Annotated in this window: 14 protein-coding genes and 1 other RNA gene; 6 read left to right on the forward strand and 9 right to left on the reverse strand. The window is 40.4% G+C overall.

Annotation, left to right across the window (positions count from 1 at the left end; translation table 11 throughout):
* Positions 1-94 precede the first annotated feature (94 nt).
* From rnpB to BMX50_RS00385, 5 genes are all read right to left on the reverse strand, one after another.
* Positions 95-483: RNase P RNA component class A (gene rnpB / locus BMX50_RS00365), an RNA gene on the reverse strand.
* Positions 484-594: 111 nt separating this feature from the next.
* On the reverse strand, positions 595-1,011 hold the full coding sequence (locus BMX50_RS00370; RefSeq protein ID WP_091206071.1) for a c-type cytochrome: 417 nt from the start codon (positions 1,009-1,011) through the stop codon (positions 595-597).
* Positions 1,008-1,655, reverse strand: a complete 648-nt coding sequence (locus tag BMX50_RS00375; RefSeq protein ID WP_091206073.1) for an SCO family protein — start codon at positions 1,653-1,655, stop codon at positions 1,008-1,010. Before BMX50_RS00375 ends, BMX50_RS00370 begins: the two co-directional genes overlap by 4 nt.
* On the reverse strand, positions 1,652-2,065 hold the full coding sequence (locus BMX50_RS00380) for a hypothetical protein (RefSeq protein WP_091206076.1): 414 nt from the start codon (positions 2,063-2,065) through the stop codon (positions 1,652-1,654). Before BMX50_RS00380 ends, BMX50_RS00375 begins: the two co-directional genes overlap by 4 nt.
* 42 nt (positions 2,066-2,107) lie before the next feature.
* Complete coding sequence (locus BMX50_RS00385) at positions 2,108-2,575, reverse strand: DinB family protein (protein ID WP_091206080.1); 468 nt, start codon at positions 2,573-2,575, stop codon at positions 2,108-2,110.
* A gap of 297 nt (positions 2,576-2,872) precedes the next feature.
* Between BMX50_RS00385 and BMX50_RS00390 the strand changes: the two genes are divergently transcribed.
* Positions 2,873-4,231 (forward strand): GH1 family beta-glucosidase, encoded by a 1,359-nt coding sequence (locus BMX50_RS00390; protein ID WP_091206083.1) that lies wholly within the window; start codon positions 2,873-2,875, stop codon positions 4,229-4,231.
* A 4-nt stretch (positions 4,232-4,235) separates the two neighbouring features.
* On the opposite strand, the gene BMX50_RS00395 is transcribed toward BMX50_RS00390, so the two are convergent.
* The 3 genes from BMX50_RS00395 to BMX50_RS00405 form a co-directional block, all read right to left on the reverse strand.
* A complete protein-coding gene (locus BMX50_RS00395; protein ID WP_167667770.1) occupies positions 4,236-6,155 on the reverse strand; it encodes a tetratricopeptide repeat-containing sensor histidine kinase in 1,920 nt (639 codons plus the stop codon).
* Between the two features lie 318 nt (positions 6,156-6,473).
* Positions 6,474-8,528 (reverse strand): sensor histidine kinase, encoded by a 2,055-nt coding sequence (locus tag BMX50_RS00400; protein WP_167667771.1) that lies wholly within the window; start codon positions 8,526-8,528, stop codon positions 6,474-6,476.
* Positions 8,529-8,673: 145 nt separating this feature from the next.
* Positions 8,674-9,855, reverse strand: a complete 1,182-nt coding sequence (locus tag BMX50_RS00405; RefSeq protein ID WP_091206092.1) for an acyl-CoA dehydrogenase family protein — start codon at positions 9,853-9,855, stop codon at positions 8,674-8,676.
* A 234-nt stretch (positions 9,856-10,089) separates the two neighbouring features.
* Here BMX50_RS00405 and folB point away from each other — a divergent pair, with 234 nt between their 5' ends.
* Positions 10,090-10,449: a dihydroneopterin aldolase gene (gene folB / locus BMX50_RS00410; protein ID WP_091206095.1), complete on the forward strand. Its 360-nt coding sequence runs from the start codon at positions 10,090-10,092 to the stop codon at positions 10,447-10,449.
* 2 nt (positions 10,450-10,451) lie between these two features.
* Positions 10,452-11,852 carry an FAD-binding oxidoreductase gene (locus BMX50_RS00415; RefSeq protein ID WP_091206097.1) on the forward strand — a complete coding sequence of 467 codons (1,401 nt, stop codon included), beginning with the start codon at positions 10,452-10,454 and terminating at the stop codon, positions 11,850-11,852.
* A 114-nt stretch (positions 11,853-11,966) separates the two neighbouring features.
* On the opposite strand, the gene BMX50_RS00420 is transcribed toward BMX50_RS00415, so the two are convergent.
* Positions 11,967-12,413: an acyl-CoA thioesterase gene (locus BMX50_RS00420; protein WP_091206100.1), complete on the reverse strand. Its 447-nt coding sequence runs from the start codon at positions 12,411-12,413 to the stop codon at positions 11,967-11,969.
* 136 nt (positions 12,414-12,549) lie between these two features.
* Here BMX50_RS00420 and BMX50_RS00425 point away from each other — a divergent pair, with 136 nt between their 5' ends.
* The 3 genes from BMX50_RS00425 to BMX50_RS00435 all read left to right on the forward strand — a co-directional run bounded on the left by BMX50_RS00425 (position 12,550) and on the right by BMX50_RS00435 (position 15,156).
* A complete protein-coding gene (locus BMX50_RS00425) occupies positions 12,550-12,990 on the forward strand; it encodes an Hsp20/alpha crystallin family protein (protein WP_091206103.1) in 441 nt (146 codons plus the stop codon).
* Between the two features lie 149 nt (positions 12,991-13,139).
* Positions 13,140-14,396, forward strand: coding sequence for a putative DNA modification/repair radical SAM protein (locus tag BMX50_RS00430; protein ID WP_091206106.1), 1,257 nt, complete (start codon positions 13,140-13,142; stop codon positions 14,394-14,396).
* Position 14,397: 1 nt separating this feature from the next.
* Positions 14,398-15,156: a TIGR03915 family putative DNA repair protein gene (locus tag BMX50_RS00435; protein WP_091206108.1), complete on the forward strand. Its 759-nt coding sequence runs from the start codon at positions 14,398-14,400 to the stop codon at positions 15,154-15,156.
* Positions 15,157-15,332 lie beyond the last annotated feature (176 nt).

Here is a 15,332-nt window from a genome sequence, read left to right on the forward strand (position 1 = left end):
AAGGTTTAGGACAGGTAAATGTTTGCAACATTATGAAATTTATTGAAAATAATTGGCACAAATAAAAAACCCCTCGCTTTACAGCAAGGGGTAGTACAGCAGCAAACCTATAAGCCGGGTTCTGTTTTGCCTTGTTAAAGGGCAATTTCTATCATTTATCTGGCCCTGTTATCACTAACAGGTTTAAACAACCTACCCATCCTAACGACCTGCCTTGCGGCAGATACGGGAGCGAGCAACTCCGCTTTCAGGACCTATTTGGTTTTTCAACTCCTGAGGTTTACCGTCATAGCCGGTCGCCCGGTTATGCCGTGAGCTCTTACCTCACGTTTTCACCCTTACCCACCTAAGCGGGCGGTATTTTCTCTGTGGCACTTTGCTGTCGCCGGCTGCCGGCGCCTTCCCGTTAGGAAGCAGGATGCTCTATGTTGCCCGGACTTTCCTCCGCCAAACAAAGCTGGCAGCGATAGAACGTTTTGCGGCGATAAAGGTACGGAATTTTTTGCGGTTCGTTGTTGATAGTTCATGGACTATCAACAATGGTCGACTGACATTTTTGCTATGAACCATCAACCATGATCTATGGACAAAAAGCTATTTGCAGTTTTTTAAATCATCCTGAACCTGCTGCAAGCTAATAGTGCCCATTTTATTACCGAAGGAATTGGCAACATATGTAAGCACTTTGGCGATTTCAAGCGGCGCTATGTCATCGGCCTGCATCTGGTCATCAAAAGAACGACCGGCTACGGTTATTTTCCCTTTAAGGCCGTTTTTGATAAAACAGGCGAGTGTTGCCTTATTGTTTTTTAGATAAGTTGAATCTGTTAATGGTGGGATAAGTGATGACAGGCCCTGACCTTTATCGCCATGACAATTTTGACAGTGTTGCTGATAAACAAGGCTGCCTGCAGAATAATAGCGTTTAAACTCAATTTGATCGTCGCTTTGGCATGATGCGCCAATCACAATTAACAAAATAGCTATAGCGCCTATTACCTTTATCTTCATTTAGCAGCAATTTGGTCTGGTTCGGCCTTCAGGGTTTTAATATCGGCTATCAGCTTGGTTACTTCTGCCGGGTCTGTGCCCTCATAAGTACCTCGAATACGTTTTTGCTTATCTATCAAAATAAAGAAACCATCATGAATGTATTCGCCCTTCGGATTTTTTTCGGATACGCTTTGCAGGTAGCTTTTGCCAATTTTATATGTATCTCCTTTTTCACCATGCAACAACCACCAGGTATTACCACTAATCCCTAATTTATCAGCATAGCGTTTTAATACAGGTACAGTGTCATATTTGGGATCGATAGTATGCGAAATGATCCTGAAATTATCATCATCCTTAAACTCCTTATACACGTTGAGCATATTGCGGTGCATTACCGGACAAATAGAAGGGCAGGTGGTAAAAAAGAAGTCTGCCACATAGATTTTCCCTTCAAGGTTTTTTTGTGTGATAGTATCGGCGTACTGGTTAACAAACTTGAAGGGGGGGATAGTGGCGTACTCTGTATCCGTTACCGTTTTTCCGTTAACAGTTTTAGTTACAGGTGTTTTATAACCCAATATAGGGAGGGCGGTTTTAGTATTTGATTTGCAGGCATTAAAAAGCATTAAAATCACGATGCCTATCCACAGTTTCCTCATTTTTTTGCCGGTATTTGGGTTATGTATTTAGTCGAAGCAGTAACAGCTACATTGATTTGGGTATCTATTTTGCTGATGAGCTTTTTTTGAGTTTCAAGATAATCCATGATTTCCTGATGCGATTTGCCCTTGTTTTCTGCGTCAAATTTATGCATCCAGTCGCTCATAACGCTATCCGCATCATCAACCTGTTTTAAATATACTTTTGCTGTATCTATATTAATATTGGGAGCGTTGTTTTTTACCAGGCTATCGAGTAGCATCTTGTTTTTCATTAATTGCTCGTCATTGGCCATTACTTTATCATGTACGGCAATTACCTGGTTTAAAAGGTCTTTTTCCTGTTTTTTGGTGTCGGTGCAACCCAATAACAGGGTAATGCCCGCGGCTGCTAATAGATGTTTTTTCATGGGTTTGATAGCGTGATAAAACTTGGCAAATATGCTAAATGTTTAGCTGTTTAACACTCTTAAATAATAACTATAGTCTGTAACAGGTAAACTTTTTGCGCCTGCAAACTTTAGCTGTTGCCCTATTTGTGCCCTGGTGTGCGTACCATGGTTAAGCACCTGCGTAACAATGTCGCCCAGTTGGTTTTCAAAATAGTCGCCGGTAAAGCTATGATAGGAGATCAGCTTGTTTATCTCATCCTCATTTATTTCGTTTAAAAACGTCACCCATGCTTCATAACGCTCGGATACCTGTTTTTTGCATTGCTCAATTGTAACGTTTTCGGGCCATGTGTTAAGCATGGATGGAGGGACAAGTTTGCATCTTTCAAGCCAGGCTTGCTCGGCAGCCAGCAGATGGCTCATCAATTTGAGCGTTATAGCCGGCGAACCGCTTGCTTCCATGGCCTGTATCAACTGCTGGTTGGCGAATAGGTTGTAACCAAATATTTTTAAAAAGTACGTTTTCATAAGGCGCTTATATTATCGGCTAAATTTATCAAAGCTATTTTGTATATTAGTATAAATGCTGGTTAACAATTAAATAACATAGTTGTCACATTCAGCAAACATCTGCTTGTTACCTTTATTATTAGTTAAATAACATAAGGGCATGAAATTCATTATCAATATTTCGAAACTGCTGATTAATTTCCGTCAGTGGATGATGCTTAAAAGTATGCGTTCATCGTTCATACATTAAGTTATCACTTATAATTCTTCATTTGTAAATATAATCGCACTTTTGGGCTTTTGTAGCTCAAATTAATGGAACTTACTGGCCAGGAAATACATTTAAGCAAAGATCTTTTTGGTAACGACTTCGAGTGGGGCGTTTCAACAGCTGCTTTTCAAATTGAGGGTGCTCATAACGTTGATGGAAAGGGGCTATCGGTGTGGGACACTTTTACAACAAAAAAGGGGAAGATCCTGAATGGCGATCATGCACAAACTGCGTGCGATTTTTACAATTTATATGAGCGTGATATCGACCTCATCAAAGAACTTAATATTCCTAATTTTCGCTTCTCCATATCCTGGACCCGCATCTTGCCTGAGGGTGCCGGGAAGATCAACCAGGCAGGCGTCGACTATTACAACCGGGTAATCAACTATTGTATTAAGCAAGGTGTTGAACCCTGGTTAACCGTTTATCACTGGGATTTGCCTCATGTGCTTGAAGTTAAAGGCGGATGGACAAATCGGGAAGCAATAAGCTGGTTTAGCGAGTTTATTACTATCTGCGCTCAAAACTTTGGCGATAGGGTAAAGCATTGGATGGTGATGAACGAACCTGTAGTGTTTACAGGCGCCGGCTATTTTTTCGGTATCCATGCGCCGGGCCGTAGTGGTATGAAAAATTTTGTACCTGCTATACATCACGTTACCATGAGCATAGCTGAAGGAGGGAGGATATTGCGAAAATTGCTGCCTTCAACTGCGCAAATAGGTACGACATTTTCATGCTCGCAGATTGAGCCTTATTCAAGTAAACCAAGGGATATTGCTGCGGCCGTTCGAGCCGATGCGCTGATCAATCGTTTATATATCGAGCCTTTACTGGGGATGGGATATCCAATCAATGACCTTCCCGCACTTAAAGATCTTAAAAAGTATTTTTATCCCGGTGATGAGGATAAACTGAGCTTTGATTTTGATTTTATCGGCATCCAGAATTATACCCGCGAAATTGTAAAATATTCATTTTTTACGCCATACATTCATGCAAGCATGGTCAAAGCCGAAAACAGGGGCGTTGATCTTACGGCTATGCGCTGGGAGATTTATCCGCCCTCTATTTATCATATGATCAAAAAGTATGATGCTTATCCCAATGTTAAAAAAATCATCATTACCGAAAACGGATCGGCTTTTCCTGATGAGATAACTGATGGTGAAGTGAACGACCCTAAAAGGCTGAAATATCTTAAGGATAATTTAGCACAGGTATTAAAGGCGAAGAACGAAGGTCATAAAATTGAAGGCTATTTTGTATGGACACTCACCGATAATTTTGAGTGGGCCGAAGGCTACCACCCGCGTTTTGGATTGATCCATGTTGATCACGCAACCCAGCAGCGCACAGTGAAGGCTTCAGGTAAATGGTATGCTGAGTTTTTAAAGTAGGCCTTTAGTTTTTAGGCAATGTGAACTTAAATGATGTGCCATTTTCGGTATCGCTCTCAAACCAGATGTGGCCGTGATGATCGTCAATAATTTGCTTGCAGATGGAAAGCCCAAGGCCAAATGACTTTTCGCCGGCAGTGCCCGGTCGTTTTGCATCGGTAAACATGTTGAATACCTGGTTTCTTAGTTTTTCGGGAATCCCAATGCCGTGATCTTTAACTGAAATCTCGATTTCGTTTTCCAGTTCGACAGCCATAAGTAAAATAGCCGATCCTTCCGGACTGAATTTAATAGCATTGCTAATTAAGTTGCTGATCACCCGCCATATTTTTTCACGGCTAATACAAATCTCAAGTGGTGAATTTAACAGGAAGGTGTTGATAACCTGATGTTTTTCGGCAGCCTTAAAGCGCATTAATTCAACGCTATTGCTTAATAAAGAATTAACCTCAACTGCTTCTTTGTTCAATACAGCAGAAGCTGATTCTGTAGCTTCCAGTATTTCATTGATCAGTTCAATGGAGTTAAACGAAGTTTCCCGTATAATATTTAAAAGCTCTTTTTGTTCATCGGTATAATTTTCCTCTGTCATTACGCCGGTAAGCGAAGCTATCCCACCTATAGGGTTGCGCAGATCATGAGCAACAGTGCGTAATATGCGGTCTTTTTCCTGGTTGTTAAGTTTTAAATCGTTGAGCGCATTCTCAAGGTGATGATTTTGATGATTGATCTGGTCATTAAGGCTCCCAAGGGTTTTAACATTGTTTTTTGATTTTTGCCAGTTTAAAAATACCAGGGAAATAATGATAATAAGCATTAATGCAAAAACAATGGTTACCCTGAGATAAACATGCTGTAATTCATTGTTTTTTTTGAGGTTATTAAACTCATTATCTTTTTCAAGGCTATTAACCTGTTCGGCAACATCTGCTTCTTTTAGTTTTTTATTTTCATCCGCTATGGTGTCTTTCAGCTCATCGTATTGCTTATAATGCAACATAGCTTGCTGGTGATCATTTTGCTTTTCAAAATAATTTGACATTAATAAATGCCAGTCTTGCCTGGTTTCGGGGCTTTTAATACTGTCAAACTGGAGCCTGATAGTGTTGAGAAGGTTTAGTAAAGAATCATTGGCATTTTGGCGATCGTATATGGATGCAAGTTTCAGTTCGGAGTATTGTGCATCGTTATTATCATTTCCTTTACGCAGATTGATAGCTATACTTTTTTTTAGCAAATTTTTAGCTTTGTTATAATCCTTTTGCCTGATGCTTATTTCGGCCATATTGCCATAAACTACACCTTTAGATACTTCACCCATCTGAGGCCTGTCTTTAAACCTTGCAGTATTATCGTTAATGTAATCAAGGGCTTTGTTGTAAAAATACATGGCGCTGTCATTCATCAGCATTTTGCTATAGCTCAAACCTATGTTATTCAATAACTCTTGTCGTCTGTAAAAATAATTGAAGGTTCCCTCGCATGAGCTGGTTTCCTCAAAGCTTTTTTTGAAATACACGGCTGCCCGGCTGTAATGTTCCTGCTTGTACAAAATCATACCCATCCGGTAGCTATAATCACCCATGGTGCAATCATCAAGGTTGTTGTTGGCAATCACCTTACCTTCATAAAAATAGCCGTAAGCCTCGTTGTAACGATGCTCGTCAAACAGTACATCTCCTTTTGCAAGATGTGCCTGCCCGTATTCGCTGGTAAATTTTAGTTTCTTTTCGGGCGTATCAAAAATATTAATCATGCTATCAGCATATAATAAAGCCATTTTGCGGTCGCTTTTTATATGGGAAGCATAGGTGTATTTAAAATAATAATAGTTGTATACCTGTTTAAAACCAAGATTGTTTGAATGACGAAAAGCCGAATCAAGATAGCCAACAGCCGCTTTTTGATGGCCGTTATCATACATTATCGTTGCAGTATCAACCGCTTTACTATATGCAGAGGATGAAAGAAAGCCTTTTGGCTGTTGTTGGCACGAATTGATTAGCAGAAAAAAAAAAGCAAAAAGCAAACATCTCCATATTTCACCGGATAGCCATATTTGCCTGAAGCCTTTGTACATAAACATTAATATGAAATTAAGCAGGTTTAGAGTTGGTTGTAAAACAAGGGTAAACTATGAAAAATTTCAAAAAAACCATGTTGCTTTGCCGATATTTTTAATTATTTATAATTGTTCTCCTTTTATTTGGGTGAAAATTAAAGGTGATTAGAGTAGGCGATGCTACGATGCCTGTGCCGGAAGGTAGACGTAAAAGCTTGAACCGTTATTGATATCGCTTTTTAACCAGATCCTTCCGCTATGTTTTTCGATTATTTGCCGGCATATGGAAAGCCCGAGGCCGAACGATTTTTCACCATCGGTGCCCGGACGTTTAGCTTCGGTGAACATATTAAACACCTGTTGCTGTAATTTGTCAGGAATACCTATACCGTAGTCTTTAACACATATTTCAACCCCTGGGTTCTTTTGGTTTACAATTACATAAATAACAGCGCCTTTTGGACTAAACTTTATGGCATTGCTGATCAGGTTACTGATAACCCGCCATATTTTTTCCCTGTTTATCAATAGCTCGGTAGGCGTGTCCAATAAGCTAAGCATAATATCCTGATCCTTTTCGGCTGCTTTAAACCGGAGCAGATCAACGCTGTTGCTAATGAGACTATTAATTTCAACCCATTCTTTATTGAAGGTTACATTTGCTGTATTTGCAGCCTCCAAAATTTCATTAATAAGTTCAAGGGAATTATAAGAAGTTTCTTTAATAAGATTAATAAGGTCTGTTTGTTCCTCATCCTGTGCATCTTCAACCATCGCTGCTGACAGTGACGCAATGCCCCCAAGCGGATTACGAAGATCATGGGCTACGGCGCGCAAAATGCGGTCCTTTTCCCTGCTTCCCTGGTTTACCTCTTCAAGGGTGTTTTCTAATTCGCTTTTTTGTTGTTTAATTTGATCGTTAAGCTTTTTTATGGCTACGATATCCCGTTTTGACCTTTTCAGGTTTCGAAAAACAAGGAAAATAATGATCACTGCCATCACAGAAAAAAGTACTGCAAGGCATATATAGATCAATTGTAGTTTATTGTGCCCTTTAAGGTCTTCTATCTGATTTTCCTTGTCAAAACTGGCTTGCTGCTGGTTAACGTCCGTTCGTTTTAAAGATGATGTTCTTTTGATTGCCGAGTCCTTTAATGCCGAATAGTTTTTTAAATAAAACAGGCTATTCTGATAGTCCTTTTTCTGCAGATAATAACTGCTCATCAAACCATTCCAGTTAGTTTCGACGTCATCATTTTTGATGGTGTCGAGCTGGGTACGTAAACTTTTTAGCAACTCAAAAAGATCATTTGTTTTATCAGTAATTGAATATAAGCGGGCAAGTTTTATTTCCGTTAATTCCGCGTCGCGGTTATCATAGCCCGGTTTTAAGTTAATGGCGATGCTTTTTTTCAATAACTCATTGGCCAGGTTGTAATCATGAGTTAACAAGGCAAGGTCGCCCTGGTTGCCGAAAACAACTGCCCTGGCTACTTCAAGCAGGTTTGCTCTTTCGGCAAATCTTGTACTGTTTTCGTTGATATAGGCAAGGGCTTTGTCTAAATAATGTTTTGAGCTATCAATATCACCGCTGTTTTTATAACTCTCGCCAATATTATCCAAAAGCTCCTGACGCTGGTAAAAAGCACGAAAATCATCTGTATAAGCATAGCTTTGCTTGTGGCTGATCTTAAAATAATTGGCGGCTTCCTTAAAATGCCCCTGCTTAAACATGATCATGCCCATGCGGTAAGTATATTCAGCCAGTATAGCATCGTCAATAGCATTTTTACCAATAGAGTAGCCCTTATAAAAGTACCTGTACGCCTGATCATACTTTACCATATCTGAATAAGCATCTCCGGTAGCAAAATCTGCTTCTGCAGCTAAAGCAATGTGTTGGTCTGCAGTAACACTTTCTGCGGCTACGGCCTGCATCGTATCAGCATAAGGCATGGCTTTTTTGGGGTCATGCAACGCTTTTAAATTGTAAAGAAAATGAAAGGCGTAAAAACGGAATTTATCGCTTACGAATGGTTTTTTTATGGTTGAATAGGCCGAATCAAGGTATTCAAGGCCTCTTTCGGGTTGAGACCTTTCACCGTCGTATAGGTTTACAGTATCAAATACCGGCTTAAATTGTTTAGAGTAATCCCCTGTGTCGTTAACACTGTTTATGCAGGAATTTAAGGACAATAAAAATGCAATAGCCAGCCAAACGAAATGGTTGAACAACAGTTTGTTTAAATTAACCGGGCTATTAGGGGGCGCCAACATTAAGTGTTTACTTAGCAAATATAATGTTCGTAATTATAACGAACAATATATTTGCGTGAGAATAACATCTATGTTACTAAAAGTTAATGGCGCTGACCGTCTGTTATTTAAAAGCGTCAAGCCCGGTAATATCCATGCCGGTGATTAATAAATGGATGTCATGAGTGCCCTCGTAAGTTATTACTGATTCAAGGTTCATCATGTGCCGCATGATGGGGTACTCGCCGGTAATACCCATGCCACCAAGCATTTGACGCGCTTCGCGGGCTATGGTAATAGCTGTTTCAACGCTGTTTCGTTTAGCCATTGATATTTGGGCAGGAGTGGCCCTGTTTTCGTTTTTGAGTGTGCCTAAACGCCAAACCAGTAATTGCCCTTTGGTAATTTCGGTTATCATTTCGGCCAGTTTTTTTTGCTGGAGCTGAAAACCAGCTATAGGTCTGCCAAACTGCTCGCGCTCTTTAGTATAACGCAGGGCCGTATCGTAGCAATCCATAGCAGCACCCAATGCACCCCAGGCAATGCCGTAGCGGGCCTGGTTTAAACAACCCAATGGGCCTTTTATACCGGCTACATTAGGTAAAAGATTTTCTTTAGGGACCTTAACGTGATCAAAAACAAGCTCGCCGGTTGCTGATGCCCTTAACGACCATTTGTTATGGGTTGTTGGGGTGGTAAATCCTTCCATGCCGCGCTCAACTATCAAACCGCGAATTTTGCCTGCCTCATCCTTGGCCCAAACAACTGCAATATCCGCAAAAGGCGAATTGGAGATCCACATTTTGGCACCATTAAGGATATAATGATCGCCGGCGTCTTTAATATTGGTGGTCATGCCGCCGGGGTTTGAGCCATGATCTGGTTCGGTGAGGCCAAAGCAACCCATCAATTCGCCGCTTGCGAGTTTGGGAAGATATTTTTTACGTTGCTCTTCACTACCGTAGGCATAAATTGGGTACATTACTAATGACCCTTGTACTGAAGCTGTAGAGCGAATACCTGAATCGCCACGCTCTAATTCCTGCATGATGATACCGTAAGCAGTATAATCCAAACCCGCACCACCATATTCAGCTGGTATGGTAGGCCCAAAGGCACCAATTTCGGCGAGTCCCTTTAATAGTTGCGAAGGAAACTCAGCTCTTTGAGCGTAATCCTCAACAATGGGGCTTAATTCTTTTTTTACCCAATCACGAACTGATGACCGGATTAGTTTATGTTCGTCAGTTAACAACTCGTCTAACAGGTAATAATCAGGAGCTTCGTACAGATCTGTTTTGGCCATAATATTATAGTTGGTGAGCAAATATAAAGTATTTAAAGCCGGTAAAAGCAAGCGTAAAACGCTGTTTTTTGGTATGTGGAGCCACTTTATTGCAAAAAGTAGGTTTAAATGATTTAAAGCATGTTTTTGGCAGGAAAATATTTTTAAGGCTTGAAAATCTGGGGGATTGAAAGAAATTTGAAAAGTCTTTTGGTTCGTGATGAGATTTAGATATGGCTTTTATTACTTTTGAACATGATCAATATAGCCTTACAAGGAGCGGAGTTTTTCGCCTACCACGGATTTTACCCTGAAGAGCAAAAAATAGGTTGCCGTTTTTTAGTTGATGTAAACGTAGGTTTTGTGCCGCCCGGCGACCTGCTGGAAGACAACCTTAGTAAAACAGTTGATTACGAACGTGTGTATATTATAGTATGCGAAGAGATGAAGCATCCACGTAAACTGATAGAAACTGTTGGGCAGGCAATTATTGATCGCATAAAGAAAAAATATCCGTTTGTGGAGAGCATCGAAGTTGTCATAAAAAAGCTTACTCCGCCGTTAAGCGGCAAAGTGGCCCATTCGGCCGTTATCATAAATTATAAGAAATCCTGATCATGGAATTCAATAAAATATCGGCTAATATATTAGAAGCCATTGTAGCAGTGGTTGGTGAAAGCTATGTTTTAACCAGCCATGAAAGTCTTGAAAAATATAGTCATGACGAAACTGAAGACCTGGTTTACTACCCGGAAGTGGTTGCGAGGCCACAAACGCCCGAGGAGGTTTCGGCATTGTTAAAAATTTGCAACGAAAACTTAATACCAGTTACGCCGCGCGGAGCCGGAACAGGTTTAAGCGGCGGGGCTTTGCCGGTTAGGGGGGGATTGCTGATTACGATGGAGCGTTTCAATAAAGTGCTTGAAATTGATGAGCAAAACCTGCAGGCTACCGTTGAACCCGGCGTTGTAACCGAAGAGTTTATGAACGAGGTGGCGGCAAAAGGCCTGTTATACCCTGTTGATCCGGCCAGTAAAGGAAGTTGCTTTATCGGAGGGAACGTATCACATGGTTCGGGAGGCCCAAGAGTTGTTAAATACGGCACCATCCGCGAGTATGTGTTAAACCTGCAGGTGGTTTTAACCTCCGGCGAAATTATTTGGACCGGAGCTAATACTTTAAAATATGCATCGGGTTATAACTTAACCCAGTTAATGATAGGCTCTGAAGGTACCCTGGGCATTGTTACTAAAATAGTAGTGAAGCTTATCCCGGCCCCAACGCTGGATGCCTTAATGCTGGCCTCGTTCCCAACAAACGAAGCTGCTTGTGCAGCGGTTTCAGCTATATTCAGGGCTGGAATTATCCCGTCAGCGCTGGAGTTTATGGAGCGGAAAGGGGTAGAGTGGGTTAAACAACATGATGATATTGCTTTTGATCTTCAGGATGCCATCGAAGCATTTTTGTTAATTGAGGTTGATGGCACAAACCAGGATGTAATTTTTACTGATTGCGAAAAGATAAACGCAGTACTTGAAGAATTTGATTGTCGTGATGTATTATTTGCCGATTCTGCTGCTCAAAAAGAAGAGCTTTGGCGTTTAAGGCGCACCATGGCCGTATCGGTTAAATCAAATTCGGTTTATAAGGAAGAAGATACCGTTGTGCCCCGTGCTGCTTTGCCTCAATTGATTAAAGGAATAAAAGAAACCGGTGCTAAATACGGTTTTGAATCAGTTTGTTACGGGCATGCCGGCGACGGGAACCTGCATGTAAATATCATTAAAGCCAACATGAGCGATAGCGACTGGAACAATAAGCTTAAATTCGGTATCAGGGAAATATTTGAACTAACCGTGTCGCTTGGTGGTACTTTATCAGGCGAACACGGTATAGGCCTGGTGCAAAAAGATTTTATGCCGATAAAGTATTCGGATGTGCATTTTGCATTATGGAAAGGGATAAAACAGGTGTTTGATCCTAAAGGAATTTTAAATCCCGGGAAGATTTTTAGTTGAAAACACAAATCGTCATTGCGAGGAACGAAGCAATCCCCGATTAGCAGAGCTGCTCTGTATAGTTAGGGATTGCTTCGTTCCTCGTAATGACGATTTAAGAATTACATCTAACAATCAATTCGTATTCAAAATTAGCCTTGGCTCATCATAATTGATCATCCTATGCCTTTCGGACGATGGGATAGGTACTGATTTATTGGTCGAATAATCGTAGCTAATACAAACCGTTTTGCCGGTTGTTACAATCTCTTCGCCGTTGGGTGTAATCTTTACCAAAACGTGCATCATATCAAAGCTGCTATTGCCTATGCGAATAGTACGTACATAACAGGCAATATTATCCTGAACGGTAATTGGTTTCAGATAATTGATTTCCGAGCGGCCCAGGATAATGCCGGTATTGCTCCAGTCCCAGTTGATAATTTCCTTCCAGTAGCCAATCCTGGCTATTTCAAAATAGGTAAGATATACTGCGTTATTTACGTGTCCGAATGAATCGATATCCGAAAAACGGATAGGAATAGGGGTCTTGTATTTATAATCAGAAAGTTTTTCAGTCATTTTCGGTCATTTTGTCTGCCTAAAACATTTATTGATGACTTTTTGTCGCTCGTTTCGGGCTTTTTTGCCGTTGGTACAGCAGTTGATCAATAGGTTACGAAGTTAACAAAAAACAAAACTTTAGGAGGATATAAAAATGACATTAGTAAAATTTAACAACGGCCTTAAAAATACTTCAGCTAACCCATTTTTTAGTGATGTATTTGATTCACTGATCAATGATTCGTTTTTAAGCGATAAATTAATTGCCCGTGTGCCTGCTGTAAACATCGCAGAATCCGAAAATGAATTCTATGTTGAACTGGCTGTTCCTGGTTTAAAGAAAGAAGATTTCAAGATTAATCTTGATAAAAACGTGTTAAGTGTAGCCGCTGAAAAGAAAGCTGAAAACGTTGAAGAAGGTAAAAAATTCAGCAAACGTGAATATAGCTACAATTCATTTGTAAGGTCGTTCACCTTGCCTGAAAGCGCTGATCAATCAAAAATTGATGCTGATTATGCTGTTGGTATTTTGAAACTTACTATAGCAAAAAAAGAAGAAGCTAAATTTCAAACAAGAGAAATAGCTGTAAAATAATTAAAGACTGTTTTCATAAAGTAGTTAGTTTGGTTTGAAGGCCGCCCCTCTGGGGCGGTCTTTTTTTTACACTTAACCAATCTTTGGTTGTAAAATAAATTTGTCGGCATTTGAATTTTTGCTAAAAATATTAGTATTTTTGATTTGATATGAATGTGGACAGGATAACGGAAAAGCTCAATATTTTGGCCGACGCGGCTAAATATGATGTATCGTGCGCTTCGAGTGGCAGTGATAGAAAAAATAAGGATAAAGGCCTGGGGAATGCGAGTAATGGTATTTGCCATAGCTATACTGAGGATGGACGATGTGTGTCGTTACTGAAGATACTACTTACCAACCATTGTATTTTTGATTGTGCTTATTGTGTATCCCGTAAAAACAATGATATCAAGCGGGCCGCCTTTACGGTGCAGGAAGTGGTTGATCTTACCATTAATTTTTATCGCCGCAATTATATTGAGGGTTTGTTTTTGAGTTCCGGCATTTTTAAGGATGCTGATTACACCATGGAACGATTGGTTCGGGTGGCCAAAAAGCTGCGTACCGAGCATAACTTTAATGGATATATTCATTTAAAGTCTATCCCCGGTGCAAGCGAAGAGTTAATGCGGGAAGCCGGTTTATATGCCGACAGACTCAGTGTGAATTTAGAAATGCCTACCGAGGCAGGGTTAAAGCTGCTGGCGCCAGATAAAAACCGGCAGGATATGATTGATCCTATGCAATTTCTGAAAAAGGAGATTATTCAGAACGCGGAAGAAAAAAAGCTTTTTAAAAAAGCCCCTATGTTTGCTCCTGCAGGCCAAAGTACGCAGGTTATTGTTGGGGCTACATCCGAAAGTGACGAGCAAGTGTTACAGTCAGCTAACTATTTTTACAAAAATTTCAATTTAAAACGGGTTTACTATTCGGGCTACGTGCCGGTATTGGCAGATCAACGCCTGCCTGCTCTTAATACTGCTGTTCCGTTAGTGCGCGAAAATAGACTTTACCAGGCCGATTGGCTTATGCGTTTTTATGGTTTCCAGGTAAATGAGATCGTAAATAATCAAAATCCCTTGCTTGATCTGGATATCGACCCTAAGTTAAGCTGGGCTATCCGGAATATGCAGGTTTTTCCTGTTGATATTAATAAAGCTGATTTACTGATGATACTTCGTGTGCCTGGTATCGGCTTATTATCGGCGCAAAAAATAGTGGCGGCACGCAAATTTGCCAGGTTGGGTTGGGAGCAGCTAAAAAAAATAGGAGTAGCCATTAACCGTGCACGATACTTTATTACGTGTAATAGTAATGAATTTGAAAAGCGTGATTTAACCGGGCAAAATATTAAGCAGTTTATCATGGCCTCATCGCAAAGCAAATACATTAAAAACACGCAAACCCAACTTAACTTGTTTTGATATGAATACGCTGGTTTATGACGGAACGTTTGAGGGGTTGCTTACTGCAGTGTTTGAGATTTACGAGCGTAAACTGTACCCGGTAAAATTGTTGAAAGGGGAGTGGCGTAATAGTGCCCTGTTTGAAGAAGTTATTCCTGTTGTTACCGACGAAGCCCGCGCCAACCGGGTATTAAGGGGATTGCGCAAAAAGCTTTCAGCAGCCGGGGTGCAGCGTCTTTACATTAGCCACATCGCGGAAGTTGAGGGCGAAGATTGCAATGTACTTGGCTTTATTCGTCATGTTTTTGATAGTGATCAAAATATTGAGGAAGATTATGGTAACAGGTATGTGATGCGGCTGTCGGAGATTTTGAAAATGGTGCGGCGCGAAAAGCATAGAATGGAAGCATTCATTCGGTTTCAAAAACTGAATGATGGTACTTTTTACGCCGCCATTGAGCCTGACTTTAATGTGCTGCCGCTGCTAATCAAGCATTTTAAAAGCAGGTATGCCGATCAAAAATGGATGATCTATGATATCAAAAGAAATTACGGGCTATACTACGATCTCCATGATACGCAATTCATCGAAATGGATTTTGATGAATTGAATAAGCCTGTTAATGTAATCGCCGCATATAGTGAAGATGAATGCGTTTATCAAAGCCTTTGGAAAAACTATTTTAACAGCGTAAATATCGTTTCTCGCAAAAATACGAAGCTTCACGTGCGTCATATTCCCAAGCGATATTGGCGGCATTTAACAGAGAAAATTTAAGGTTTTTCTGATTTTACGCTTTTTTTATCTTGGCCTGTATCTTGTTTTTGGTGGCTCTTGTTGAAAAAGGGCAATGTTAGTAACGTTGGTCTTTATTTATCTGATTGTCAGTATTTATACTTGAAATTGGTAGTTTTTACATTGTGGATAACCGGCTGTTTTAAGTTAATAACCTG

The sequence above is a fragment of the Mucilaginibacter gossypiicola genome (assembly GCF_900110105.1).
Classification (GTDB): domain Bacteria; phylum Bacteroidota; class Bacteroidia; order Sphingobacteriales; family Sphingobacteriaceae; genus Mucilaginibacter; species Mucilaginibacter gossypiicola.